The following is a 26,176-nucleotide window of genomic DNA, read 5'->3' as shown; positions in this document are numbered from 1 at the left end:
CAAACCGCGCGCAGTTAAGCGCTGACATCCTCCAGTTTCTTGCCTTGGGCCGCCAGCTCACGCAGTATAGGCGCAGGCTGGAAGCGTTCACCGTATTTGGCGGCCAATTCATCGCAACGGGCCACAAACTTGGCCACGCCCACCGCATTGATGAACTGCAACATACCGCCGGTGTACGGGGCAAAGCCCAAACCAAAAATCGACCCGATGTTGCCATCGGCCACAGTGCGCAGCACCTTCTCGCCCAAGCACTTGGCGGCTTCATTGGCCTGGATGTACATCAGGCGGTCCTGAATTTCCTGGGCGGAGGGTTGCTCCTTGGCCAAGGGGAATTCCTGGGCCAAACCGGGCCACAAGGTTTTGCCGGTGGGGGTGTAGTCGTAGTAACCCTTGCCGTCTTTCTTGCCGATGCGGCCATGCTTTTCAGCCACCACACGCATCACGCGGGAACCTGGATGTTCCGGGAATTTCTGGCCAGCGGCTTCCATGTCCTTGCGGGTCTGGTTTTCGATCAGGATAGAGAGCGACAAGCTGACTTCATCGTGAATGGCCAAGGGTGGCATGGGCATGCCCGATTCCAGACCCGCCATTTCGATGGAACGTGGGTGTACACCCTCTGCCACCATGGCGGCACCTTCCATCAGGTAAGTGCCAAACACACGGCTGGTGAAGAAGCCACGGCTGTCGTTGACCACAATCGGTGTTTTGCCGATTTGCAGCACATAGTCAAAGCCCTTGGCCAGGGTATCGTCGTCAGTCTGCTTGCCGCAGATGATTTCAACCAGCGGCATTTTGTCCACGGGGCTGAAGAAGTGCAGGCCAATGAACTGGTTGGGGCGCTTGGACGCCTCGGCCAAGCCGGTGATGGGCAGGGTCGAGGTGTTGGAGGCAAACACGGCAGACGCAGGAATTACTGCTTCAGCCTTGGCTGTGACGTCGGCTTTCACACCGCGGTCTTCAAACACGGCTTCAATCACCAGGTCCGCACCTTCCAGCAAGCTGTAATCAGTGGTGGGGGTGATCAGGCTCAGCAGCTTCTCTTTTTTCTCAGGGGTGCTCTTGCGCTTGGCAATGGCTTTGTCCAGCAGGTTGGTGGAGTATGCCTTGCCCTTCTCGGCCGATTCCTGAGTGGCGTCGATCAGCACAACCTCAATGCCCACCTTGGCGGACACATAGGCAATGCCCGCACCCATCATGCCCGCGCCCAGCACGCCGATTTTCTTGACCGTACTTTTTGCAGGGCCTTGTGGGCGGCTCTGGCCTTTCTTGATGGCGTTGAGCTGGTACCACAGGGTGTTCATCATGTTCTTGCTTTCCTGCGACAACACGCAGGCAGCGAAGTAACGGCTTTCCACTTCCAGGCCAGTGTCGATGTCGGTCAAACCGCCTTCAAACACGCAGCTCATGATGTGGCCAATGGCGGGGTAATTGCCAAAGGCTTTTTGGTTGGCCATGGAGGGGCCAATCGCCCACACCTGCGCAATCGCCGGGTGCTTGGAATCGCCACCGGGGAATTTGAAGCCTTTTTGGTCCCAAGGCTGAACGGCTTTGGGGTTGGCCACGCACCACGCGCGGGCCTTGGCAATCATCTCTTCAACGGTGTCGGCTGTTTCCTGAATGATGCCTTTCTTGACGGCCTGCTCCACGCGCAGTTCGCCACCCTGGGTCATCATTTCCAAAGCGCCCTGAATACCGATCATGCGGGGCAGGCGTTGTGTACCGCCACCACCGGGCAACAGGCCCAGCTTCACTTCAGGCAAACCGAATTTGGCTTTGGGGTTGTTCAAGGCCACGCGGTGGTTACAGGCCATGGCCAGTTCCAGTCCGCCACCCAATGCGGTGCCGTTCAGGGCACACACAATGGGCTTCTCGCATTTTTCCATGCGGCGCAACAGGCTCTTGAATGCCTCGGCAAGCTCGTAGGCCTCTTCAGGCTTGGTGATGGCGTACACCTTGTCCAGGTCGGCACCGGCCAAGAATTCTGGCTTGCCCGAGGTCAGCACCACGCCTTTGACTGCGGCGTCAGTTTCAATCTGGGTGAGCACCTCGGAAAAAGGGCCCATCAGTTCTTCGTTCAATACATTCATGGAACGGCCAGGCATGTCCAGTGTCACCACTGCAACGCCGTCCTGACCGAGTTCAAATTTCACTGCACTCATGTGTGTTCTCCTTCGGCCTGTGTTCAGATGCGTTCGATGATGGTGGCAATACCCATGCCGCCGCCCACGCACAGCGTGGCACAGCCCAGGGTTTTGTCTTGCCGCTCAAGCTCATCGAGCAAGGTGCCGAGAATGATGGCGCCTGTGGCACCCAGTGGGTGACCCATGGCGATGGAGCCGCCGTTGACGTTCACGCGGTCCAGGCTGACACCCAGGTTGCGGGCAGTCTGCATGGGCACCACCGCGAAGGCTTCATTGATTTCCCACAGGTCAATGTCGGAAGCCTTCAGACCGGCCTTTTTCAAGGCCTTTTCGCAGGCGGGCGTGGGGCCAGTCAGCATGATGGTGGGCTCGGACCCAATGACCGCACCAGCGCGAATGCGGGCGCGCGGCTTCAAGCCCGCAGCCTTGCCTGCGGCTTCAGAACCCACCAACACCAAAGCGGCACCGTCCACGATGCCGGAGCTGTTACCTGCATGGTGTACGTGGTTGATGGATTCCACGGTGGTGTACTTGCGCAGGGCTGTGGCGTCAAAGCCCATTTGGCCCATCATGGCGAATGAGGGTTGCAGGCTGGCCAGCGCTTCCACGGTGGCGTTGCCACGGATGAATTCGTCGTGGTCCAAGACCACCATGCCGTTGATGTCCTTCACAGGCACACGGCTTTTGTTGAAACGGCCTTCGGCCTGGGCCTTGGCGGCGCGGCGCTGGCTTTCAACGGCGTAGGCGTCCACGTCTGCACGGGAGAAGCCTTCCAGCGTTGCAATCAGGTCAGCGGAAATGCCCTGTGGCACAAAACCCAGTTTGTTGTTGATGCGGGGGTCCATGAACCAGGCACCACCGTCGCTGCCCATGGCCCAACGGCTCATGCTTTCTACGCCACCGGCCACCACCATGTCTTCCATGCCACTGCCCACTTTGGCGGCAGCCAGGTTCACCGATTCAAGGCCCGAGGCGCAGAAGCGGCTCTGGGTCACACCGGCCACGGTTTGGGCCCAACCAGCGTCCAGCACTGCGGTGCGGGCCACGTCGGCACCTTGCTCGCCCACGGGGGTTACACAGCCCAGCACCACGTCGTCCACCAGGCTGGTGTCCAGCGAATTGCGGTCACGCAGCGCCGTGAACAGGTTGTTCAACAGCCACACGGGGGTTACGCCGTGCAGACTTCCGTCTTTCTTGCCCTTGCCTCGAGGGGTCCTTACTGCATCAAAAATCAGTGCCGATGGCATCAGTGCCTCCTGGATTATTGTGTAGCGGTAACAACGATTACCGCTTTTGAAGCGAATTCTTCGCGGTCCAGAATGGCATTGTGCAAACGCACAATCAACCCGACTTCGGGGTTTAGAGGGTGAACTCTATTGATTTGGTAATCCAGATTACCAATCAAACGGTTGGTGGAAGTTTTGCAGCAGGAAGACAAACACCACAATCAAGAAAAACGGCCTCAGGCTTGGCGATAACCCTCGGTGCGCTCCTGCAAAAAAGGCGATGGCGACAAGGGTGGCTCAAGCCCAAGTTCCTGCACCAAAGCACGAAAGCTTGGGTCACGTGTCCACAGCATGGCGCCCGGGGTGAGCAAGGCCGAAGCCAGCAAATGCGCCTGCACATAACCCAAGCCACGGCCGTACAACTTGCGAAGCTCGATCATCTGCATCACTTCATCGTGGGTGGCCACAAAACCGTGCTCAAGGCTGGCCATCATCGACATGATGATGACGTGCCCTTGCAGCCCAGCCAACGCCAGCTCTCCGAGCACACACGGGTGGGTCAACACTTCATCGTGCTGAAGCAGGTGCACCAGTTGGGCGTCACTGGTGTGAAAATGGTCCATCCACACAGAGGTGTCCACCAGCACCCTCATGCCTTGTACCCCCGGCGTGGCACCGGTTGCAGCCGGGGCTCAGTGCCGCCCAACGTGGCCAGCCGCCTCGCACTCTCGCGTTGAATCAAGGCACGCAGGGCCTCGCGCAACAGCTCGGTGCGTTCCTTCACACCGCTGAGTTCGCCGGCCTGCTTGAGCAGTTGGTCATCGAGGTTGACTGTGGTTCGCACGGCTTATTCATCATCAAAACGGACATCAAGTGATGATAGGCGTGCACACCCAAGCCCGCAAAAGCGGGGTTCGGTCTGGCCCGTGCCAGTGCGCTAGAATGCCCGAATGAACGAACGCCAAGCCGACCCAAGACTGATGCGCAAAGCCACGCTGGACCGCGTGGAGCAAGCCGTGATGACCCTGTTCACCGGGGCAGACTTCAACAGCGTGGCGCTGATTGACGTGGCGCGCGAAGCGCATGTCAGCCTGCAAACCATCTACAAATACTTCGGCAGCAAGGAACAACTGGTGACCTTCGTGCTGGACAGCAGCCTGCGCCGATTGGCCATGCGCATGATTGACCACCTTGAGGGCATCGAAGACTTCCGTGAACGGCTGCGCAAAACCATGTGGGTGATGCTGGACTACTTTGACCGCCACCCCAAGGTGATTCTCCTGCTGACCATGTCCATTCCCGCCAGCCGGCACCTGGATTTGCCGGTGTACGAGAGCCCCGAACTGATGGGCGCATTTCTGGGTTTGCTCAAGCATGGCCAAAGCCAGGGGGCTTTGAACAACGAGGTGTCCAGCAAGGTGCTGCTGGATGTATTCATGGGTATTTTGGGGCGGGTGGTGCAGATGCACGTGGTTCGCCGCGACCCGGAACCGCTGATTCATCAGTTTGATGCGCTGTTCAAGATCATGTGGGGGGCGTTGAAAGCGCCAGAATCAACCTGATGCAGCCCGACAGGGAACTGTGCAGTGCTTGCGGATTACTCAACAGTATGTGTTTTGTTCAAGGCCGCAGAACAGCCACCGCCAGCCATGCCAGAAATTCATGTGAATTCAAGACTGCACATGCCTGTCGACCCGGGCACCGGGCCAATCGGCAAGCCAGGCAACCCGGAAGCAGCCAGGGGGCAACCTTTGCAGGATGCCCTGCGCACAGTGGTTCAATTCGCTGCGGATCACCTGCCCACTACCCAGGTTGTTCACCTCAGCAAACAACGACCGCGCGAAACAGCCTTGAAGGCACTCCGGCATTACGCCAGCCAGTGCGAGAAAACACCCCAAGCTGCTGATCAACACGCCGTGAAGCTGGGGCAATCCTTGTTCATCGAATTTGCTGCCCGCCTTCAGGACCCCAGCATCGCCTTGGACCGAAAAATCGAGGCCTGCCGAGAACTGGCCGAAGGCTTGGGTGTCTGCAAAAGCGGGGAAGCCAGCAACATTCAGCAGGCGCTGGCTGGCCTGCAAGCACCCGGTGTGCTGGCCACTTGGACGCGCACCCGAACCACCATGGTTGAGCAGCATTTACAGGCTTTGGTCGAACGAGAAATCAGACACAGCCGGCCACTGGAAACCTCTGACACCATGGAGGTACATGACCGGGGTTCTGTGGCCCAGGCACTCCAAGGCCAATGGCGAACCCACACCATTGCGGACCGGCATGCCAGCAAAGAACTGGGGCACATGCTGGGGGACATGGCCACCGCGCTATTGGACCTGCGAGTCACCCCCAAGGCCATTGCGGGGGTACTCAGCGACACCCTGGTTGAACGAGTCCGAGGCCTGTTGCCCAAGCCGGATGCTGATGGGTTTTCAGACTACCGACAAGCTGCAATTGACGATCTGAAGGCGCTGCACAAATCAGAGTTCGCTGAAGAGCTGGACACCAATGCCATCCTCGAATTCAACGAGGACTACACCCAAGTGCGCCTCAAGCCCAAAGAACAACTCGACACGTACTTCCTGAGCAGAGCGCACGCGGCTGGAGCCATTTCTGAAGGCGACTTAAACAGACACTCGACAGAACAAGCGATGGACCTGGAATCCGCATTCGCGGCAGTGGCTCACCTGAGACGCCCGCTGAGTACCCCGTTGGGCCCAGTAAGCTCAAACATTGAGTACGCCACGGTACAAGCCTTGATGGAACGGGCCATGCAACCGGTTTCCCCCAACCCCTCGGACTACAAAAAACGCAGGGCACTTCAGTGGTGAGTCGGCCAGAAAAGCACTTTACTTTGACATCACCGCCAACGCTTCCGAGAAAAAATCACGGTGAATCAGGACCGCCATCACCACGGCGGTGAAGGCCAGTAAAAAGCCGGGGTGAATCATCCACGTCACCGCCGCCATGCCGAAGTAATAACTGCGCAAGCCTCGGTTGAAATCATCCCCGGCAAGGCTGTTGATACGCGCCATGCGTTCCACATCCACCTCGTGCCCCTCCGCCGCCCCCTCGGGTGCGGCCCCTACCAAAATGGTCAGCAGGTTGAATTGGCGCAGGCTCCAGGTGAATTTGAAATAGGCCACTACAAACACCAACAGAACCAACAGCACCTTGATTTCCATCAGCCCGCGGCTGACATCGCGGCCAAACGGCAAATCTGCGGTGATATTCATCCACTGGTCCATCGTGCCCAGCAGCGCCAATAAACCGGCAATGATGTAGATCGTGGTGTTGGCGTAGAAGGTCACGCTGTTGACCAAATTACCCAGCAACGCGGTGTCTGAAACACGGTTGCTGCGTCGAATCAGCGCCGCAGCCCAACGCCTGCGAAACTGATGGGTGCGCTGGCTTAAACCACGGCGACGAAAACGGCGCGAACCCTCCACCACCAGCCCATAGCCGCGAAAACACAGCAGAAACAGGACCAGCGCCACCCAATCCAGCAGGGTCATGAACGACAGGGCAACTTGGGCGGCTTGCATGGTTTGAATGGGCTCCGTGACGGGTTGCCCATCATTTTGACACAGCGCCACGCCATCCAATCGGCCCCGCCGCCAGTATCAATGGGACAACAACCACACCAAAACAGAGGACGACATCCCATGAAAAAGCGCCTGGCCCTATTGGATTCCGGCTGGTTGACCATGGAAACCCCGGAAACACCCATGCATGTGGGTGGCCTGATGCTGTACAAAACCCCCGACAACGCCCCGGAAACTTTCATGCAAGACATGTTGGCCTGGATGATGAACGTCAGGGAAGTGGCCCGCCCATTCAACAAAAAGCTCAGTGGTGTTTTGCCCATGAACCTGGACGCAGGCTGGGTGGAGGACCACGACATCGACATGGACTACCACATCCGACACGCTGCCCTGCCCCGCCCGGGGCGCATCCGCGAACTGCTGGCGCTGGTGTCTCGCCTTCATGCGCAGCGCATGGACCGGGCGCACCCGCTGTGGGAGGCCTACCTGATTGAAGGCATTGAAGGCAACCGGTTCGGCCTGTTCGTGAAAATTCACCACAGCCTGGTGGACGGCGTTGCCGCCATGCGCCTGCTTCAAAACCGCCTGGCCCTGAACGGCCGCGACCGCCTTCCCCCACCGTGGTCGGCTGAATGGGAAGAACTGGAAGCCTTGCAGGCTGGCGAAAAACGCCCACGCCGCCGTGGCCCAAGCCTGGGTGAATCGTTCAAGGCCATGGGCAATGTGGCGCTGAACCTGGCCAAGCTGGCAGCAACGCCCAAAGAAAGCCATGTGAAAAGCATTTACAAGGCACCCAGCACCGTGTTGAACAAACGGGTGCGCCCGGCACGGCGTTTTGCGGCGCAAAGCTGGTCGCTTAGCCGCTTAAAGGACGTTGCCAAGCAGTACGACGCGACCCTCAATGATGTGGTGTTGGCCATGTGTGGCGGGGCCTTGCGGGAATACCTCTTGGGCTACGCCACCTTGCCGGAGCATTCACTGGTGGCCAACGTGCCAGTGTCAATCCGCTCCAACGACCAAGCCAATGAAGGGGGCAACGCCATTTCAGCGGTGCAGGTCACCTTGGGAACTCACATCAAGAGCGCCGCCAAACGCCTTGAGGCCATTCAGGAAAGTATGAATGACGCCAAAGCACGTTTGGGCGCGATGAACCGAGTTGAAATCGACACCCACACCGTGCTGACCAGTTTGCCTTTGCTGGCAGGCCAGGTCAGTGGTTTGGATGGTAGACTGCCCGTGTTGTTCAATGTAGTGGTGTCCAATGTGCCCGGCCCCCGGGAAGCCCGCTACCTGAACGGCGCCCAGTTGTTGGCCAATTACCCGGCATCGTTGATCTGGCATGGATATGCCATGAACATCACCGTGCAAAGTTATTGCGACAACCTGGATTTCGGCGTCATCGCTTGCCGTGAATCAGCCCCGAAAGTACAGCGCATGTTGGACTTTCTGGAAGCCGCACTGGCTGATCTTGAACAAAGCGCCATGGCCAAAGGCACCCGCCACAGAAAGTCCGCCTGACCCCTGTAGACGAACGCGCCCCGCGTGCATGTCCGGGCTTGGTCTCGGACCTGCCTTGGCCTTGGCATGCACCGAGGGAGCAACGGTATGAGCAAAGTTTTTGCAGTACCCCTGAGATGGACCGTCAGTGCAGCAATCGCGTTGTCCGGTTTTGCCTGGTCCACCAGCCACGCCGCCACAACCACGCTGGAATCGGCTGAGGACATGCAGGTTGGCCAAGCCATCGAAGAACAATACGAACACTGGAAAGGCACGCGCCACCGTTTAGGTGGCACCTCAGAGGCGGGCATCGACTGTTCCGCCTTCATTCAAAACCTGTTTGCGCAGCACTTCGGCATTGACTTGCCGCGCAGTTCTCGCGAACAAATGGTGCTGGGCAGTTCGGTGCCTTTGGAGCGCCTGCGCATTGGCGACCTGATGTTTTTCAGGTCAGGCCCAACCCGACGCCATGTGGCGGTCTACATCGGCAAAGGCCGCTTTCTGCATGTGTCCGCACGCGAAGGGGTAGCCATCAGCTCCATGAACGAAGCCTACTGGAAGCACCGTTTCCTGCTGGCCCGCCGCCTGATGTGAATCGGGGCCATTGCTGGCCCCGCCGCTCAATCGAAAGAGATCTGATACAGCACGTCCAGCGCGTTGTCGGCACCAGTGCGCGCAATGACACTCATCTGTCGGGACAATTGATAGTTCAGCTTGACGATGTTGGCTGTGGTAGTCAGCGACTGTTCCACACTGGCCTGCAAGCGATTGCTGAGGCGTTTGCCCAGCGACACAATACGCTGTGACAGCAGTGGGTCACCCTCCCCCACCACCGTGGCTGACACATCAGCACCTGGCGCAATCGCCACCTTGCTGCCCACCGCGCGGGAATCGGCTGCGGTGAGCGAACCGGTGGTCAGCGCAAACTCGTCCACCCCCACGCGCTTGGCCAGTCTGCGCACCGGGCTTTCATCGTCGTCACCAAACAGCGCGGCTGCGGCAGTCAACAGCAAGGTTTGGTCGCGGTCGCTGGCATTGCTGCCCCGCCCGATGATCATCCACGACAGCTTTTCAGGATCTGGTACGCCCGGGTCGCTGACCAAGGTGACCTTGGGCCGCTGCGCGGTGCCGGTGACCTCAACCCCGGCTTCCACGGCCAACCCTTTTCGAACAGCACGAACATTCAGCCCCGGGTTTTCCAACGGGCCCTGGAAGTTGACGACACCACGCTCAATGGTCAAATCCTGCCCATAGGCGCGGAAAGTGCCATCCACGGCCTGAATGGTGCCCGTAGCCGCCAACCGTCGCCCTGAACGGCGAACGCCACTGCCACCCACTCCGTCTTGAAGGGTCAAACGTAAACCGCCATCCAGCCGGGTTTTCAAGCCCTGCGCGTTCAAGTAAGCCCTCTCGCCCAAACGCACCTGCAAAATGACATCCAGCGGCAAACCTGCGCCGCCTGTGGCGGTTTGGCCTTTGATCACCACATCATCGCCCAGTGTGGGCACACCGCTTTCTGGTGTTTCGATGTAAGCCCCCAAGACTTGGGCATCCCCCCTGACCTTCAGCGGCTCACCATCGACTTTGGGTTGGGTCACATCCACCGTTGCATCGAGCATCACCCAGCGGTCAGAGCGCTGGACCAAGGGCGCCTTGATGGCCTTGACTTGAATTGCACCATTCAGGCCGTCCAGCCGCCATTCACCGGCTGCACTGACACGCCCATTGCCTTGAAGCAGTGGCGCCAGCTCATCGGTGCGGCGGCGCGGTGGTTGGCGATGCCGCACCACAAACTCTGCCTGCTCGATGCGGGCGCGGTCGCGGTTGAAATCCACCACCAACTCGCCTTCTTCCAAGCGCACACCTTGGTCCAAATGAAACACATCCAGGCCATTGGCAAACAAACGGCCTTGCATGTCAGGCTCATCCACTGAGCCTGACAAAGCCACTGCAATCTGGCCGCTGCCCTGCGTGCGTATGCCCCCACTGAGCATTGGGCCCAACCAGTTCAACTGGGAAAATGCGGCCGCCAAAGAACCCTGCATGGGTTTGCGGCCAGCCAGCCCCCATGTACCGGTGAAGGCGTTTTTTTCAACAGGCAAAGTGGCATTGGCCAGCAAAGAGCCAAAGCCGGGCGCGGCCAAATCCACATTCAAATCGGCCGACTGGCGGTTCAATACCAACCCGGCCTGCATGCGCTGAATCGGCACATCCAGTTGCGACTCCTCAAGAATCTGTAAACCACCTGACACATGGTTGATGTCCAACTTTGCATCCAGCAGGCCCGGCGTGCTCAGGGCCCGCCATTGCGCGGCCAACACCCAGTCTTTGGGCTCCACCGACACCTGCGTTTTGAGGATGGGTGACAAACGGGGTACGCCGAACTTGGGAATGCTGCCTTCCAGTTTCAAGGACGTGGGGGTCCACTGCGCCAGCTTGCTGTCGATGCGTGTGCCATCCTCGCCCTGCAACACCAGATTCGCGGATTCCACCCACGAGGGTGCCACGCTCAAGGCGCTGGCCCCCTGCAAGGCGAGGCTTCGCGCCGGGGCCCACAGCCCTTCCACACGCAAGGCCTGAATGACACCTGACCAGCCCAAAGGCTTCCCGGGTACGCGGCTTAGTGGCTGCACGCCACCTTGCATTTGCAGGTTGAGCTTCAGCGCCCGTTGGCGACTGAACACGTTGAAACCAGTGTCCGCTTTAACAGCAATGGTGTGCTGCGTACGCTTGCCCCGAACCTGAATAGTGGCTGAACGCACCCAATCCTCGGCGGGGCGAGTCTGCTCCGCAGCAGTGCCCCCGCGTGGTTGGCCGACCCCATTGACATTCAGGTCAACTTCCCAGGGGAATTGATCATCCGCACCGATCGCAAAACTGGATTGAACGGACTGCACCAACACAGTGTCTGCAAAACGGAATGACTGCACATCCAGATTCCCCTGAGCCTGAACGGCTGGGTACTGTCCACTGACATTGGCATTGGCGGCCACGGTGCCGTTCAGCTTCAAGCCCAAGGCACGCCCCAAGGCCTGCAATTTGGGAAATTGAGCCTTCACCACCAGGCTGTCTTTGGCCTGGCCATATTGACCATTGACTGTGGCTGTATTGCCCAGCACATCGGCGTTCAGAGCCACCTGATCAAGCCGGGCCACCGACCCTTGAACATCCAGCTTCAGCACAACTGGGGTTTGTGCAATCTGCGAATTCAGAGAATCCAGTTGCAATCGACCGGACGGGTTCCATGACTCAGGCTCACGTTTTGAGCTTTTCAGATTGCCGGAAAAACTCAATTTGCCCTCCAACTGCATGGCCGCCATATTGGGCGGCTTGCGCAGCCAGTAAGCAGGGCTAAGGCCAGTCCAGTTGATTTCTGCCTTGCTGGCCCACGTCCCTGTCAGTGCAGAGTCCACAGTGGCTATCACACGCTGGTTTCCACCCTGAAGCGCCAATTGCTCCACCACAAGGCGCCCTTGATCGACGCGGGCCTGCGCCTCTAACTGGATAGGTTTGGCCGCAAGCTCGGTGTGAAACAGGGAGGGCAACACCTCCCTGGCCTGCAGCATCAATTCACCCTGACCCAAGGCACCGCCGGTGTTCTGCCAATTCACCTGCGCCGACACCTGGCCGGCCTTGTTCTGCCGTTCAGCAAGTTGGAGTTCAATCGCTGGCAGGTCCACCGCCTTAAGCTGGCCTTCTTGAATGCTCAGGGTCAAAGGCATGGACAAACTGGCGACAGGCAAACCACCTGCGGGCAACACCTGCGGGGCGCGGTTTTGCAGATGAACCAAGCCCTCGACCTGCGTGCCGGTGTCATCGGGCCGAAGCTGAACATCCAGGTCAAGCAACGCTGTGGGCGCACCAGGCCACCAATCTGCCGGGTTAAAACTTTGCCCTTTGGCATTGAGCTTCTTCAGTGGAAAAGGGGCCAACGGCTTGAGCAAAGCCTGTGCATTGACTGTTTGTGCCAAGCCCCGTCGGGCATGTCGCCCATCGGCTTGCACGCTGGCCTCAAGCTGATTCTGCAGGTCGCCATTCAGCAGCATAAGTGCGTTCAAGTTCAATGCGCCCTGCTCGCGCTGGGCAGTCAACTTTGCCTGCAGGGTATAGGGGATGGCCGTGGTCAGTTGGCCTGCCAATTGCACATCAGTGTCCAAGGCCTTGGCGTTCAGGTGCTCCAGCTGAACTTTTGTGCCCTGCCAGCTGGCCTTGCTGTCAATGCGCTGCACCTCGGTTCCATTGAACACCAAGGTATCCACTTTCAGTGAATCCAGTTCGATGCCGATGGGCAGTCGTATTGAATCCGGCAGCTTGAGCGGGCTGTCATCAGCACTGGGGGGCAGTCTCAGGCTCACGGTTTGAGCCTGCATCTTTTTGATGCGCAAGGTCCCACTCAGCAGTTCCATAGGCTGAAGCGCCAGCAACAAGCCTTGCAACTGAACGACACGCAATTGACCCGCAGCATCCTGCCCTTGCCAAGTCAGTTGGCCCACCGACAGTTCCGACAGCACCGCTCCACGGACCGACTCGGCCTGGACTCCTGGCACCAAGGACAAAGCCCAACGGGTGCCAGCTTCGGTTGCCAGCAAACCCCAGGCGGCGCCAGCCAGCAACCCGGCCAGCATCAACACAGCGGAAAGCGCCCAAGCGGACAGTCGCACCGCCTTGGGGGTCAGTACTTTCATCAAAATGCCACCCCCAAGGCGAAATGAATGCGCGGTCGGCTCTGATCCACCGCTTTGGCAATGTCCAGCGCAATTGGGCCCGCGGGGCTTTTGTAACGCACCCCAACCCCAACCGACCGCTGAACGTCCAGCGTGCTGAGGTTGTCGGCTACGCCGCCCACATCGGTGAACACCGCAGCGCCAAGGTTGCCACGCAGCCAGCGCGTGTATTCCAGACTGCCCAACACCAAACGGCGGCCACCCACCAGCACGCCCTGATCGCGCACACCAACATCCAGAAAGTTGAACCCGCGCAGGCTGTTGGTGCCCCCCGCCCTGAACAGGTAGTCTTGCGGAATATCGCGGCGGGCCCCGGCCAACACAGTGCCCAATTCAAACCGCGCCTGCCACACATGGCGGGCGGGTTCACTGCTCCAGTACTGCTGAACCTTGCCGTACAAACGCATGAAGTCTTGATCAGACGCCAACGCTTCGGAGGCCACCGCCACTTGGCCTTGGGCCACATAACCATTGCTGGGGTTCAGACGGTCATTGACCCGGTTGTGAATGATGGCCGTACTTGCCACCAAAGCCTGGGTCGAACCAAAGTTCACCCCCTGCGTGGTGCGACGCTCTTCCTGCTGAAGGTTCAAACCAAGCTTGTAATCGGACACACCCACGGTGAAGGCGCGTATCGCCCCAATGGCGTTGCGGTTCACCTCGAGGTTGCCCACGGTCTGGTGGTCAAGCGACAAACCCAGCGAGTCTTTCCAGCCGTTTTGTTTGGGTGGCAGGAACAAATCGGCAAAGGCCGATTGGCGCTTCTGGTCAAGCCGGGCCCCGGTGTTGAGGGTGTACGCACGGTCAAACAGGTTGTTGAACTGATAGGTGATCTCAGACCTAAAGCCGGTGTTGGAACTGTAACCGCCGCCCACCCCCAGGCGCTTGCTGTCACTTTCGGTGACGGTGACCAGAATGGGGGTGCGTTGCGGGCTGCGGTCGTCCACATCCACCTTCACATCCACCGAAGAAAAGTAACTGGTGTTCTGCAAATCGGAAAGCAAACCCAGCAAACGTTCCTGTACATAGGGGTCGCCCGGCTCAATGGTGTTGTACCGTTCAATCAGGTCCGCGCCGTGCTTGTTCAACCCCTCTACTTTCAGGTCTCCAAAGGTGAACACCGGCCCACTGTCGTACACCACCTTCAAACTCACCGAGTTGTTTTCGGGGTCCACATAGGCCTCACTTTCTGCCAAGGTGGCTGCTGCGAAATCCCGCGCCAGCAAGTCACGCAGCAGAAGGTCTTTGCTGCTGGCCCATTCCTGCTGACTGAACGTCTGCCCAACCCCCAACAACCAGAGCGTTTTCAATTTATCGCGACGAGCCGCAAACTCAGGGCCATTGATGGCCCCATCAAACTCAATACTCAGGTCGCTCACCCGGCTTTGCGGGCCTGGGTCTACGGTAATGCGCAGCACCAAGGTGTCTGGCCCAGTGGCACTGGCGGCAGGCACCACACGGTTCACCACAGGCGAAAAATACCCGCGGGTTCCCAGCGCATCACGCAGCGCCGGGCGTAAGCGACGAAACAGTTGCCACACATCGCCCTCATCCTCAACACGGGCACTGCGCAGCACAGGGGCCATGGCTTGGTTCAACAGGTCGCTCAAATCATCGGGCGCTTGAATCTTCACGACCGGGGTTGCAGGCGAAGGCTCCGCAGCCAGTGCAAAGTGGATGGGGCAACAGGCCAGCAACAGCCAAGCCCATGTGTACTTCAGGAATGCACTCAACGTTTCAGCATCCTGCGGTAAAGGTCCCAATTGATGGTTCGCGCCTCGTAGTCGATACCGCTGAAACGGGCATAGTCGGACAAGCTTCTAACGTACCCAAACCCAAAGGGCCCAAGTTGCTCGCCCTCGTAAAACAGTGCCCGTAAACGCGCGTTCGAGCGGGCCTGAAAATCAGCCAGACTGCGTGTCCGCATGCGGGCGAACTCGGCATTCCAGTGCTGGTTGGCCGACACCTCGCCCGGCTTTCTGTACAGGTGGTAGATGGGCATCACCGTGGGGTGATAGATGTCCCAGCCATGGGTGAAAGCCCTCACCGACATGCTTTGCTCTTCACCCAGGAAATACACCATGGGGTCGTAAGGTACTTCGTTGATGAATTGGCCAAGGGTGAGGAAAAAGCCACCCGCCAGATGGATGCCGGGCAGGGGTACAGGTGAGTCACGCCACACTGAACCAAACACAAAAGCAGGAGTTTCCTCCTTGATCTCCGTCCCCTCGTTGGGCACATGAACCAAGACTTTGCCGCGCGGCAATGGGCGCAGGGTCACCGACCCATTGGCCTCAATTTCAAATGAGGGGGGGTAAGACGACATCACCGGCTTTTTGATCACCTTCTCGATGCGCTCGAATTCCCGTTCAATGATCACATCCCAGTGGTGGTCAAAGTGCATGTGGGCATCGACTTGCAACACCAAAGGCTGGCCCTCGTACAGGGTGGCCACCATGGAACGGGCCCAACAGGCGCCTTTGCTGTGGCGGGGATGCACACACAGGTAGCGAACACGTGGGATTTCAGCAAAAACCCAGGCCATGGAAGCCGCCTGTTGGTCAAAAATCGCGAAATGCAGGCGCTCCGGGTGAGCAGCGTGGGCCAGCGCTGTACGCACTGTGTGCAACAACAAGGGGTCGTTGTAGGACGCAATGTGAATTTGAATGTCTCTCATTGAATGAACAGTTCGCCCTTTTGCCCGTCAAAATAATTACAAATCAAAGACTTATAAACCGTAAAAATAAATTTACGGGCCTTGAATCCATTTACGGACCTGTGTCAGTAAAACCCGTAAGTGTCGAACTTACAAAACCCCGTCTAGTTTAACGAGGAATATTCATGGCTTCTCCAGTTGCTACCATTAAATCCAACACCTTGGGATTGGATGTTACACGCGCCGGTCAACAGTTGGCTCTTGAAAAAGATGCCGCATTGGCCTGGGGTGATGTACTGACCAACACCACCAACACCGATATTGAAGTGATGCTCCCCCCCCAATATGAGGGCCAGGGTTCCACGCTGCTGTCCTTGGCACCTGGTGCCAGTGCTGAACTGCGTGAGGTCGCCAACCCCACCGTCGGCGGCGCATCGCGCACCGAAGTGGTCGCCCTGAGCGAAGGCGTTGAACTGTACGACGTGGCTGACGAAGTCAGCTCAGCCACGCTGGTGCCCTACGAAGGCGCAACCAGCGGCCTGATCGGCGCTGGTTTGCTGGCCTCTGGAGCTGGCTTGGGTCCAGCTGCAGCACTGGCCGGCTTGGGTATTCTCGGCTTTGCCGCCTCCAGCGATGACAACGTTATTAACGGTGGCGACGGAGATGGCGACAAAGAAACCACCACTCCTATGCCTTCTAGTTCTTCAACTCCAGTAACGACTGACAAGCCAGACGACCCGGATCCGTCAAGTGTATCCACAACTGCCGAAACAACTCCAGCGACCACCGATGCACCCGAACAGGCCATTGGTGCGGCTGGCTTGGTGTCTGAAGCAGCCAACGGCTTGGTGGCCGGTGGCGCAGACACCCCTCTGGCACCATTGACCGATGGCCTGGGCTTCTTCTTGGGCGGCGACACCGCTGCAGCAGACCCGTCTGGCGGCCAAATTACCGATGCAGGGTTCAACGGCTTGTCCAACCTGCTGGTTGACGTCGGCACTCAAGTGGCAGGCGCTGGCGCTGCCGACCCCACTGGTTTGGTACCACTCGTGGGCACTGTGGCCGGTGCTCTGGCTGACACCCCGATTGAACGCCCAGTGGGCGTTGCCGGTGGCTTGGACTCAGTCGCTCAAGCGATTGACCAAGGCGCCAGCGAAGACGGCGCCTTGACAGGCCCCCTGCGCGCAGCCCTCATTCCAGTGGCTGGCGGCGTGGGGACGCTGTCCGACGCAGTGGTTATGGTTTCCGATGCAGCCTCCGCCATTCCCGGACTGGGCCCTGTTCTGCAGCCCGTGTTGGGCAAAGAAGCGGACGCGACCCCGCCCGCAACGACGCCCGCACCTGGCGGCGAAAACCCACCACCAACCACACCTGCACCAAGTGACGACGCGGGCCCAGTTCTGTCTGGCGCACAGCAGTTGGTAGATGCCGCTCCTATCGAGCAAATTCCTCAAGTTGGGCAAACCATCGAAGACGGCATTCTGGCCGGTGCTGAGCAACTGGATGGCTTGCTGGGTGGCGGTGTTCCCTCTCTGCCAGGCGCCGGCAGCGGTGGCGGCGGCAGCGACGAGAACCCCATTGTGGCTGGTGCACAGCAATTGGTGGACGCAGCTCCGATCGAGCAAATTCCGCAGGTTGGCCAAACCATTGAAGACGCCATCATTGCAGGCGCGGAACAACTGGGCGGACTGCTCGGCGGTGGCGCACCTTCACTGCCCGGTGGCGGCGACAACCCCTTGGTTGCCGGTGCCCAGCAACTGGTGGACGCAGCTCCGATCGAGCAAATTCCGCAGGTTGGTCAAACCATTGAGGATGGCATTGTCTCCGGTGCGGAACAGCTTGCTGGCCTGCTTAGCGGGGAAGCACCCTCGCTGCCCGGTGGTGGCGGTGGCCTGCCATCCCTGCCAGGTGGCGACGACCCCATTGTCTCCGGTGCCGAACAACTGGTGGCCGCTGCGCCTTTGGAGCAAATTCCACAGGTTGGTCAAACCATCGAAGACGGCATCGTGTCCGGTGCAGAGCAACTCAGCTCAGCCCTGTCACCGATCACGTCTCAGTTGGACCCCAACCAGTTGGGATCGCTGCCGTTGCCCATCTAAGCAAGGTCAGGCCGAAAAACCCCGCCCCGGCGGGGTTTTTTTTCACCCAAACAGGGTGAATCTGAAGCCATTGCGCCGAAGTATCAACGAGACAAAACAGAGCAGGACCCTGCATCATGAGCACCACCGAACCCATCGGCACCGTGGCCACCAGCACGGAAAAAGTGATCGTTCAGCGCCAAGGCGAACAACTGACCCTGGCTCAAGGTGACGCCATTTTGGCAGGCGATGTGATCAAAAACACGGACACCAGCCCGGTGGACATCAGCCTGAGAGCCATGAATCCTGAACAAGCCGATTCACTGGTGACCATGGCACCCGGTGCTGCAGCCCAAGTCACTATTGCCAGCGGCGCGGAAGGCGCACCCATTTTTGAGGTGACTGCTTTGTCAGAGGGGGTAGAACTGTTCGCCGTGGGCGATGGGGGCAACGGCGCAGTCATGATGACCGACAGCGGCGGCTTTACCGGCCTGTTTGGCGCAGGTTTGCTGGGTGCAGCGACACTGGGCTCGGACAGCACAGCCGCAGCGGTGATTGGCGGCGGCTTGGCCGTTGCTTCAGTGGTCAGCAGCGACGGTGACACCACCACAGCCAGCACCACAACGACCAGCACAGGCACAACAACAGGAACCGACACGGGGACAGGCACCGGCTCAGGAACAGACACAGGATCGGGAACCGGTACAGGCACAGACAGCGGTTCAGGTAGCGGCTCAGGTGGCGATTCAGGCAGCGGCACAGACACCGGAGGTACAGACGGGGGAACGGACAGCGGTGGCAGCACATCGCCACTGGCCCCGCTGATTGACGCCTTGGCTGGCACACCTCTGGCCCCACTCGGCGACGTGTTGGCGATGTTGCCGCTGGACAGCCTGCCGATCAGCAGCTTGCCCACGGGTAGCTTGCCTGGCGCGTCTGACCTGCCTGCAAGCTTACCCCTGCCCTGATCGACTCAGGCTCACTGGATGAGCCTGATGCTTAGTCAAGTTAATTACTCAAACTTGTCGAACCGGATGTTCTCGGGCTTCACACCCAAAGCACCAAACTTGGCAATGGCTGCATCAATCATGGCCGGTGGGCCGCACAGGTAAGCCTGCACATTCGGCCAATCCAGTTTAAGTGCATCCAACTGATCGGTCACATAGCCACGGGCACCAGTCCAGTTCGAATCCGCAGGCTCTTCGGACAACACCTGGACAAAGTTCATGGACCCACGCCAGCTTTGCTGAATTCGGCCGATGTCTTTTTCACCGTACAAATCTTGTTGTGTGCGCGCACCAAACAGGTAATGGGCATCCCGGGTTTCACCGGCCCACACCGCCTGCTCCAGCAGACTCAGCATGGGCGCCATGCCACTGCCACCGGCCACACACACAATCGGTGCAGGCTTCTCGCCCTCTGGGGCTCGCAGGTAGAAATCGCCAAAGGGGCCGCTGACACTGAAGCGGGTGTCCAGTTTGCTGGACTCAAACAGCCACTCGGTGAATCGCCCACCGGGCACTTTGCGAATGTGGAACACCAGCTCATCAAGTTCCTGGCCTTTGGGCGCCACCGCAAAACTGTAGTTTCGGCTTAGGCTCAACTCTTCAAGGCGCAGTTCAGCGTATTGGCCCGCTTTCAGGGGCATGGGGTCATCCAGTTTCACCCGCAGCTCTACAATGTCATGCGTCAGGTTTTTCTGGCTCACCACTGTGCCGCGCGTTTCCACCAAACGGTCACCGCCGGAGGTCAAGGGCACTTCAATTTCAAGGTCAGTCTCGGGAATGGACTGGCAAGCCAGAATCATCCCCTTCTTCAGATCTTCAGCGCTTAACACATAACTGGAATCGGTCAGTTCACGCACCTTGCCGCTTTTCAGCGTGCATTTGCACTGCGTGCAACTGCCCACGCGGCAATTGTGGGGGAAACCCAAGCCAGCAGACAAGGCCGCGTTGAGCACCACTTTGCGGCCCTTCTCCACCTCAAACGACTGCTCACCGGCATTCACACTTACTTTAAAAGTTTCGCGCGCCTTGCGCTTGGGGGATGAACTGCCCGCACCCACCGCACCACCCTGCAAACCCAACCATTCGAGCAATTTCATGGAGTTCTCCTAATTCTGTTCAGGCCTTAGGCCGACACAGCGTTGTTGGTGTGGGCCTGCGTCACGTGGCCCAGTTGGGCAGACTTCAGGCCTTTCATGCCGCTCTTCACGCTGGCTTCAATCGCCAACTTTTTCTCGGCAGGCGTGGCGAAATGCTCGTCCCAATGGTTCAGCAGAGGGGTCATTACACGCTTGTACAGGGGCGGCACCAAGGCCAGCAAAATGGTGCCCAGGTACCCGGTGGGCAGCATGGGGGCGTGGCGGTAGCACCGCAGGTTCCAGTATTCCTGGTCAGCCTCGGCATGGTGGTGGGAATGGCGGGTCAGCGCATACAGCAGCGCAGTGCTCACTGACGCATTGGTGTTCCAGCTGTGGCGGGGCTCCACCTTGTCTTCGGGGCGGCGCACAATGCCGTAGTGTTCCATGTAGTTCACAATTTCCAGCAGGGTTTTACCGCCTGCCGACATCACCCAGAACAGGGCCAGCGCCCATCCACCACCAATCACATACACCGACAGGGCAATCGACAGGGTCATCAGGTTGCCGCGCATCATGCGGCTGTGCACCGGGTTCCACACCGACTGGCCGAACTTGGCCAAACGCTGCTTTTCCAGCTTCCAGGCCGATGCGTAGCCACCCAGCCAACTGCGAAACACAAAGGTGTAAACGTTGTCGCCACGCTGCGCGGTGGCAGGGTCGTGGGGTGTACCCAGGTTTTTGTGATGGCCGTACACGTGCTCAATGGCGAAGGATGCATCACCGGTGAACGCCAACATCCAACGGCCCAAAATCATGTCCCTTGGGCTGTAGGTGCGGTGCGTCAGCTCGTGGCCCACATTGGTTCCCCCTGCGCCATACAGAAATGCCCCGGCCACCGCTCCGATGAACCACTGGAAAGGGGTGGTTTCGGCTTGCAAGGCCAAACGGTCATAACCAAACCATTCCTTCATGAATCCGTCCAAGCCAAACACATCCGTGGGTGCAACGCCCCAACTGAACAGCAAGGTCAACCAGACCAAAATCGGCAGGGTGAGCCACAGCATCAAGTTCAGGAACCACTCTTGATGAAAACGGGGCTCGGTGCGGTCCTCAGGCAGAATCAAATCGCCCAGGGCCACAACCAACACCAGCGCCACAATGCCGGAATACATCCAGGCACCGCCTTGGAACATGGTGTGCAGCACTGCAAAAGCAATGAACGGAAAGGTGGTGAATTTCAGGTAATGCAACATGGTGTTGTCTCCTTGTTCGTGTCAGATGGCCTTGAACTGTTCGGCCATTCCGAGTAGCGTGATTGCATGTTAACGATCGTTAACATGCACGTCAACCCCTGATTCGGACAAATGGACTTTTGCCTCTAAACCACGACGATTCAGACACTTGCGACCGTTTTGGTTATAATCGCGCCCTATGACATCCTCCCTTCCCCCCCAGCATGGCCGTCAAAGGCTGATTGAAGCCGCCCTGAACCTGAGCTACCACCGGCGCAGTTTTTCCAGCCTCGGTATTCGGGAAATCGCCCGTGAAGCCGGCCTTTCCGCACCCGCCTTCTATCGCCATTTCGAAGACTTGGCCAGCCTGGGCCAAGCGGTCATTGATGAAATTGAGCGTGATGTAATTAGGGCCTTCACTGAGGTGCGCGTGGCCACCGCCCGCGAAGCGGATCTGGACATTCGGCCGGTCTTGCTCAAGCGCTTTTTTGATTGGGCCGTGGAAAACCCAAAACCCATTGTGGTGGGCGCTTCAGAAGCCTTTGGCAGCCTTGAAAAAATGCGGCAAGGCCTCAAAAAGACCCTGCGCACCATCAGCATCGATATTTGCACCGACCCACGCATCTCCGGCCTGTTACCAGGCCTGCCGCAGCAGGAGATGACCGAGGTTTTGGAAGTGCTCGCCCAGAACATGCTCTTCATGGCCGTGGACTATGTTGAAACCCCTCAGGAACGGGACGCCATTTACGACAAAGCCCTGCGCATCGTCGGAGTGATGTTTGCTGGAGCCCACGCCATACATGCATTGCAAACAGAAAACGCATCAAACTAGTTAACAAATTGCAACATTCAGGGTTAATCTACGGATTGGAAGGTTAGACTTAACCTCACCATAAGAATTACAGCCAATACAGACAGAAGACCGGGGATTGATCGCATGCGAATCGCGATTCTTGAAGATGACGCCACCCAGAGCGAAATGCTCAAATGGGTGCTCGATGCTGTGGGACACAAGTGCCACACCTTTTCCAATTTCAAAGCCTTTCAGGCCGCCATTTACCGGGACAGCTTCGACCTGATCCTGCTGGACTGGGTGTTGCCTGACAACTCTGGCCCCCGTGTCATGGTCTGGATCCGCGAATCCATGAACCTGAAAGTGCCCGTCCTCTTCATCACCTCCAAAACCGATGAAGAGAACATCGTTGAGGCCCTGAACTGCGGCGCCGACGACTACATGATCAAACCGATTCGCCGTGGCGAACTGGTGGCGCGGGTAAATGCCCTGCTGCGCCGGGCCTACCCGGAACTCACCGCCCCTGAAGTGTTCGAGATTTCAGGCCTTGAGTTCCACCCCAAGTTCACCACCATCGTGTGTCAGGGCCAACGCGTGGTCATGACCCAAAAAGAATTCGACCTGGCACTGCTGCTGTTCCGCAACATGGGCAAGCCCCTGTCGCGCGGCCATATTCAGGAAAGCGTCTGGGGGCGCGACACCGACCTGCCCTCCCGCACCATGGACACCCACATCTCCCGCGTGCGCTCCAAGCTGTCCCTCAAGCCTGAACTGGGCTTCCGGCTTTCCCCCGTGTACGGGTTTGGCTACAAGCTTGAACACGTGGACACCGACGGCAAATCGCGGGACTTCGCCAAGATCCGCAAACAGCTTGAACAAAGCAGTTAAGCCTCGGGCCAACCCCCAAGGTATAATTGAGGGTTGGTTCGTAGACAGGGCATCATGGAGCTTCTCGCAGTCGGTTTGAATTACCAATCCGCCCCGCTGGCTGTGCGGGAGCGCTTGGCATTTCCAGCCGAACACCTCACCGAAGCCCTGCATGCCCTGAGCCAACGGCTCAAAGCCCCGGAAGCAGCCATTCTCTCCACCTGCAACCGCACCGAAGTTTACTGCGCCGCTGAAAACGCCCAGCAGCTCCAAAGCGACCTGCTGAACTGGCTGGCCGACAACCGCAACATCCCCATGCACGAATTGCAGCCGCACCTGTACATACTGCCGCAGCAGGACGTGGTGCGCCATGCCTTCAGAGTGGCCAGCGGGCTTGATTCCATGGTGCTGGGCGAAGCGCAGATACTGGGCCAAATGAAGCAGGCCGCCCGCAGCGCTGAAGAGGCGGGCACCCTTGGTCTGATGCTGCACCAATTGTTCCAGCGCACCTTCTCCGTGGCCAAAGACGTGCGTTCGCACACAGAAATTGGCGCTCACTCCGTGTCCATGGCCTCAGCGGCAGTCAAACTGGCCCAACGGATTTTCGGCGACTTGTCACGCCGCCACGTGCTGTTTGTGGGCGCTGGGGAAATGATTCAACTGTGCGCCGCGCATTTTGCTGCCCAGCAACCCAAAAGCATCACCATTGCCAACCGCAGCGCCGACCGGGCCCTGGCGTTGGCCCAAGCCCATGGCGCCAAGGTGATTGGCTTGGGGCAAATTCCCGAGCAACTGCCGAAATCAGACATCGTCATTTCCTGCACGGCCAGCACCCTGCCCCTGATTGGGCTGGGCATGGTGGCGCAGGCCAGCAAAACCCGCAAACACGAACCCATGTTCATGCTGGACCTGGCCGTGCCCCGCGACATTGAACAGCAAGTGTCCAAGCTGGACGACGTGTTCCTGTATACCGTGGATGACCTCAGCCAGATTGTGCAGGAAGGAAGGGACCACCGCGCAGCGGCAGTGAACCAAGCCGAAGCCATCATCGAACAACAGGTGCAGGGCTTCATGCGCTGGGTGTCCGAACGTTCCGTGGTGCCCATCATCCAACACCTGCAGCACAGGGCCGACGACATTGCCCAACTGGAACTGGAGCACGCGCAAAAGCTACTGAGCAAAGGCACAGCGCCCGATGAAGTGCTGCAACTCATGGCCCACCGCATGAGCGCCAAGTTCATGCACGGCCCACTGACCCTGCTGCATGGCGCCACCCCTGAAGAACGGGAAGCCATGATGAAATGGCTGCCCCGGCTGTTCAACCTCAAACACGGCAATCACACCGAATGAAAGACAGCATGCGGGCCAGGCTGACCAGGCTGACCGAACGCCTGGCTGACCTGGACGACCACTTGTCCTCCCAACACGCCGCGCAGGACATGGCACTGTTCAAATCCGTCACCCGTGAGCGCGCCGAACTGCTGCCCGCCACCGAACGGTTTGCCGAGTATTGCCGGCTTGAAGACGACCTGAAAACCGCGCAAGGCTGGCTGAACGACCCCGACATGCGAGACATGGCGCGGGAGGAAATTGACGCCAACCAGGCTCAACTGCTGAGCCTGGAAGCCGAGCTGCAACGCCTGTTGCTGCCCAGGGACCCGAACGACAACCGCAATGTCATGCTGGAAATTCGGGCGGGCACCGGTGGCGACGAGTCAGCCCTCTTCGCAGGTGACCTGTACCGCATGTACACCCGCTTTGCGGAACGCCAAGGCTGGCAAGTGGAGCAGATGAGCGCCAACGACAGCGAACTGGGCGGCTTCAAGGAAGTGATCGTGCGCATCGCAGGCGACCAGGTGTACAAAACCCTGAAGTTCGAATCGGGGGGCCACCGCGTGCAACGCGTACCAGCCACTGAATCGCAGGGCCGCATTCACACCTCGGCCTGCACCGTGGCCGTCATGGCTGAGCCTGACGAAGCGCAGGCCATTGAAATCAACCCCTCGGACCTGCGCATCGACACCTTCCGTGCCAGCGGAGCGGGCGGCCAGCACATCAACAAAACCGATTCCGCCGTGCGCATCACCCACCTGCCCACAGGCTTGGTGGTGGAATGCCAGGACGAACGCAGCCAACACCGCAACAAAGACAAAGCCATGAAGGTGCTGGCCACGCGCCTGCAAGACCGCATCGACCGCGAGCGCCAAGCGCAGGAAGCCAGCCAGCGCAAAAGTTTGGTCGGCTCGGGCGACCGCTCTGAACGCATCCGCACCTACAACTTCCCGCAGGGCCGGATGACTGACCACCGAATCAACCTGACCCTGTACAAACTGGACTACATCATGGACGGCGACCTGACCGAACTGATGAACGCCCTAACCGCCTTCCATGAAGCCGAATTGCTCGCCGAAATGACGGCGAATGAGTAAGGCCCGCGCGCACCCATGCCCCCCACCTCACTCAGCTTGAATGCCCTGCTGCGCCTGACGGCGGGTGAAACCGGCCTGCCCATCAGCGAGTTGCGAATTCTGGCTGAAGCAGTAACGGGCTGGACCCGCGCCCGGCAAGTCAGCCTTGGGGAAGACCCACTGGCCGCAGACACCATCACCGCCTTCAAGCACCTGGCCACCCGCCGCCAACAAGGCGAGCCCGTGGCTTACCTGCTGGGCTACAAAGAATTCTATTCACGCCCCTTCAAAGTCAGCCCCAGCGTCCTCATTCCCCGGCCTGAAACCGAGGAACTGGTGACTCAGGCACTGGCCTTCCTGCATGAACCCAGCCAGCGCAACCTCGTGACCCGCGTGCTGGACATCGGCTGCGGCAGCGGTGCCATCGCCATCACACTGGCCCTTGAAAACCCGATTCTTGAAGTGACCGCGACCGACATCTGCCCCGATGCACTGGCCATGGCCCAAGCCAATGCCCAAGCGCTGGGTGCGCGGAATGTTCGTTTTGTGCAGTCAAACCTGTTTGAAGCCCTGTTGAACCAGTCACCCCCACTGGCTTTTGACCTGATCTGCAGCAACCCACCCTACATTGAGGCAGGCGACCCGCATTTGGCCCAAGGGGACCTTCGCTTTGAACCCGCCAAAGCCCTCACCGACTTCGGCGACGGCCTGCATTTTTACCGCAGCATTGCCGAACACAGCCCCACACTGCTTCGGCCCGGTGGCGCCGTGTTGGTCGAACATGGCCACACCCAACAGCACGACATCATTGCCCTGTTTCAGGCAGGCCCCTACCACCGGATTCAAGGTTTGAACGACCTGGCCGGCACGCCGCGCATGGTCATGGCCCACTTGGCCCCCGAAGGCGGTGAAAACCCTTGAAACACCCGGGA

At 59.0% G+C, this 26,176-nt stretch carries 21 protein-coding genes; 11 read left to right on the top strand and 10 right to left on the bottom strand.

What is annotated here, in order from left to right:
• Positions 1 to 14: 14 nt before the first annotated feature.
• From ACK4FF_RS03605 to ACK4FF_RS03590, 4 genes are all read right to left on the bottom strand, one after another.
• Positions 15 to 2,159: a 3-hydroxyacyl-CoA dehydrogenase NAD-binding domain-containing protein gene (locus ACK4FF_RS03605; protein WP_409704680.1), complete on the bottom strand. Its 2,145-nt coding sequence runs from the start codon at positions 2,157 to 2,159 to the stop codon at positions 15 to 17.
• Between the two features lie 23 nt (positions 2,160 to 2,182).
• The gene (locus tag ACK4FF_RS03600; RefSeq protein ID WP_409704678.1) at positions 2,183 to 3,388 is read right to left on the bottom strand and encodes an acetyl-CoA C-acetyltransferase; all 1,206 of its coding nucleotides are present in this window, start codon (positions 3,386 to 3,388) and stop codon (positions 2,183 to 2,185) included.
• Positions 3,389 to 3,603: 215 nt separating this feature from the next.
• Positions 3,604 to 4,008, bottom strand: coding sequence for a type II toxin-antitoxin system VapC family toxin (locus tag ACK4FF_RS03595; RefSeq protein WP_409704676.1), 405 nt, complete (start codon positions 4,006 to 4,008; stop codon positions 3,604 to 3,606).
• An 8-nt stretch (positions 4,009 to 4,016) separates the two neighbouring features.
• Positions 4,017 to 4,211, bottom strand: a complete 195-nt coding sequence (locus ACK4FF_RS03590; RefSeq protein ID WP_409704674.1) for a type II toxin-antitoxin system VapB family antitoxin — start codon at positions 4,209 to 4,211, stop codon at positions 4,017 to 4,019.
• A 106-nt stretch (positions 4,212 to 4,317) separates the two neighbouring features.
• Here ACK4FF_RS03590 and ACK4FF_RS03585 point away from each other — a divergent pair, with 106 nt between their 5' ends.
• Positions 4,318 to 4,929 carry a TetR/AcrR family transcriptional regulator gene (locus ACK4FF_RS03585; RefSeq protein WP_409704672.1) on the top strand — a complete coding sequence of 204 codons (612 nt, stop codon included), beginning with the start codon at positions 4,318 to 4,320 and terminating at the stop codon, positions 4,927 to 4,929.
• 120 nt (positions 4,930 to 5,049) lie between these two features.
• Positions 5,050 to 6,192, top strand: a complete 1,143-nt coding sequence (locus tag ACK4FF_RS03580; protein ID WP_409704670.1) for a hypothetical protein — start codon at positions 5,050 to 5,052, stop codon at positions 6,190 to 6,192.
• Between the two features lie 18 nt (positions 6,193 to 6,210).
• Here the strand turns inward: ACK4FF_RS03580 and ACK4FF_RS03575 are convergent, their stop codons facing one another.
• Complete coding sequence (locus ACK4FF_RS03575) at positions 6,211 to 6,906, bottom strand: DUF599 domain-containing protein (protein WP_409704668.1); 696 nt, start codon at positions 6,904 to 6,906, stop codon at positions 6,211 to 6,213.
• Positions 6,907 to 7,026: 120 nt separating this feature from the next.
• On the opposite strand from ACK4FF_RS03575, the gene ACK4FF_RS03570 reads away from it, so the two are divergent.
• Both ACK4FF_RS03570 and ACK4FF_RS03565 read left to right on the top strand, forming a co-directional pair.
• Complete coding sequence (locus ACK4FF_RS03570; protein WP_409704666.1) at positions 7,027 to 8,424, top strand: WS/DGAT/MGAT family O-acyltransferase; 1,398 nt, start codon at positions 7,027 to 7,029, stop codon at positions 8,422 to 8,424.
• A gap of 87 nt (positions 8,425 to 8,511) precedes the next feature.
• Positions 8,512 to 8,997 carry an NlpC/P60 family protein gene (locus tag ACK4FF_RS03565; protein ID WP_409704664.1) on the top strand — a complete coding sequence of 162 codons (486 nt, stop codon included), beginning with the start codon at positions 8,512 to 8,514 and terminating at the stop codon, positions 8,995 to 8,997.
• A gap of 26 nt (positions 8,998 to 9,023) precedes the next feature.
• On the opposite strand, the gene ACK4FF_RS03560 is transcribed toward ACK4FF_RS03565, so the two are convergent.
• From ACK4FF_RS03560 to ACK4FF_RS03550, 3 genes are read right to left on the bottom strand one after another with little or no spacing between them, the layout of a single operon-like run.
• Positions 9,024 to 13,088 (bottom strand): translocation/assembly module TamB domain-containing protein, encoded by a 4,065-nt coding sequence (locus ACK4FF_RS03560; RefSeq protein WP_409704662.1) that lies wholly within the window; start codon positions 13,086 to 13,088, stop codon positions 9,024 to 9,026.
• The gene (locus tag ACK4FF_RS03555; RefSeq protein WP_409704660.1) at positions 13,088 to 14,860 is read right to left on the bottom strand and encodes an autotransporter assembly complex protein TamA; all 1,773 of its coding nucleotides are present in this window, start codon (positions 14,858 to 14,860) and stop codon (positions 13,088 to 13,090) included. Before ACK4FF_RS03555 ends, ACK4FF_RS03560 begins: the two co-directional genes overlap by 1 nt.
• Positions 14,857 to 15,804, bottom strand: a complete 948-nt coding sequence (locus ACK4FF_RS03550; RefSeq protein ID WP_409704658.1) for a GlcNAc-transferase family protein — start codon at positions 15,802 to 15,804, stop codon at positions 14,857 to 14,859. The genes ACK4FF_RS03555 and ACK4FF_RS03550 overlap by 4 nt, the downstream gene beginning before the upstream one ends.
• Before the next feature lie 164 nt (positions 15,805 to 15,968).
• On the opposite strand from ACK4FF_RS03550, the gene ACK4FF_RS03545 reads away from it, so the two are divergent.
• Together ACK4FF_RS03545 and ACK4FF_RS03540 are read left to right on the top strand one after the other, a co-directional pair.
• Positions 15,969 to 17,882, top strand: a complete 1,914-nt coding sequence (locus ACK4FF_RS03545) for a hypothetical protein (protein ID WP_409704656.1) — start codon at positions 15,969 to 15,971, stop codon at positions 17,880 to 17,882.
• A 116-nt stretch (positions 17,883 to 17,998) separates the two neighbouring features.
• The gene (locus ACK4FF_RS03540; protein ID WP_409704654.1) at positions 17,999 to 18,829 is read left to right on the top strand and encodes a hypothetical protein; all 831 of its coding nucleotides are present in this window, start codon (positions 17,999 to 18,001) and stop codon (positions 18,827 to 18,829) included.
• Between the two features lie 44 nt (positions 18,830 to 18,873).
• On the opposite strand, the gene ACK4FF_RS03535 is transcribed toward ACK4FF_RS03540, so the two are convergent.
• Both ACK4FF_RS03535 and ACK4FF_RS03530 read right to left on the bottom strand, forming a co-directional pair.
• Positions 18,874 to 19,965 carry a 2Fe-2S iron-sulfur cluster-binding protein gene (locus ACK4FF_RS03535; protein ID WP_409704652.1) on the bottom strand — a complete coding sequence of 364 codons (1,092 nt, stop codon included), beginning with the start codon at positions 19,963 to 19,965 and terminating at the stop codon, positions 18,874 to 18,876.
• Between the two features lie 26 nt (positions 19,966 to 19,991).
• A complete protein-coding gene (locus ACK4FF_RS03530) occupies positions 19,992 to 21,197 on the bottom strand; it encodes an alkane 1-monooxygenase (RefSeq protein WP_409704650.1) in 1,206 nt (401 codons plus the stop codon).
• 178 nt (positions 21,198 to 21,375) lie between these two features.
• Between ACK4FF_RS03530 and ACK4FF_RS03525 the strand changes: the two genes are divergently transcribed.
• The 5 genes from ACK4FF_RS03525 (at position 21,376) to prmC (ending at position 26,165) form a co-directional block, all read left to right on the top strand.
• Positions 21,376 to 22,008: a TetR family transcriptional regulator gene (locus ACK4FF_RS03525; RefSeq protein ID WP_409704648.1), complete on the top strand. Its 633-nt coding sequence runs from the start codon at positions 21,376 to 21,378 to the stop codon at positions 22,006 to 22,008.
• Between the two features lie 105 nt (positions 22,009 to 22,113).
• Positions 22,114 to 22,857, top strand: coding sequence for a response regulator transcription factor (locus tag ACK4FF_RS03520; protein WP_409704646.1), 744 nt, complete (start codon positions 22,114 to 22,116; stop codon positions 22,855 to 22,857).
• 54 nt (positions 22,858 to 22,911) lie between these two features.
• Complete coding sequence (gene hemA / locus ACK4FF_RS03515; RefSeq protein ID WP_409704644.1) at positions 22,912 to 24,186, top strand: glutamyl-tRNA reductase; 1,275 nt, start codon at positions 22,912 to 22,914, stop codon at positions 24,184 to 24,186.
• Complete coding sequence (gene prfA / locus ACK4FF_RS03510; RefSeq protein WP_409704642.1) at positions 24,183 to 25,265, top strand: peptide chain release factor 1; 1,083 nt, start codon at positions 24,183 to 24,185, stop codon at positions 25,263 to 25,265. Before hemA ends, prfA begins: the two co-directional genes overlap by 4 nt.
• 15 nt (positions 25,266 to 25,280) lie before the next feature.
• Positions 25,281 to 26,165, top strand: coding sequence for a peptide chain release factor N(5)-glutamine methyltransferase (prmC, locus tag ACK4FF_RS03505; RefSeq protein ID WP_409704640.1), 885 nt, complete (start codon positions 25,281 to 25,283; stop codon positions 26,163 to 26,165).
• Positions 26,166 to 26,176 lie beyond the last annotated feature (11 nt).

It is taken from the genome of Limnobacter sp. (assembly GCF_046297615.1).
GTDB lineage: Bacteria > Pseudomonadota > Gammaproteobacteria > Burkholderiales > Burkholderiaceae_B > Limnobacter.
The sequence above is the reverse complement of the archived record's forward strand: the minus strand, read 5'-3'. Positions and strand labels throughout refer to the sequence as shown.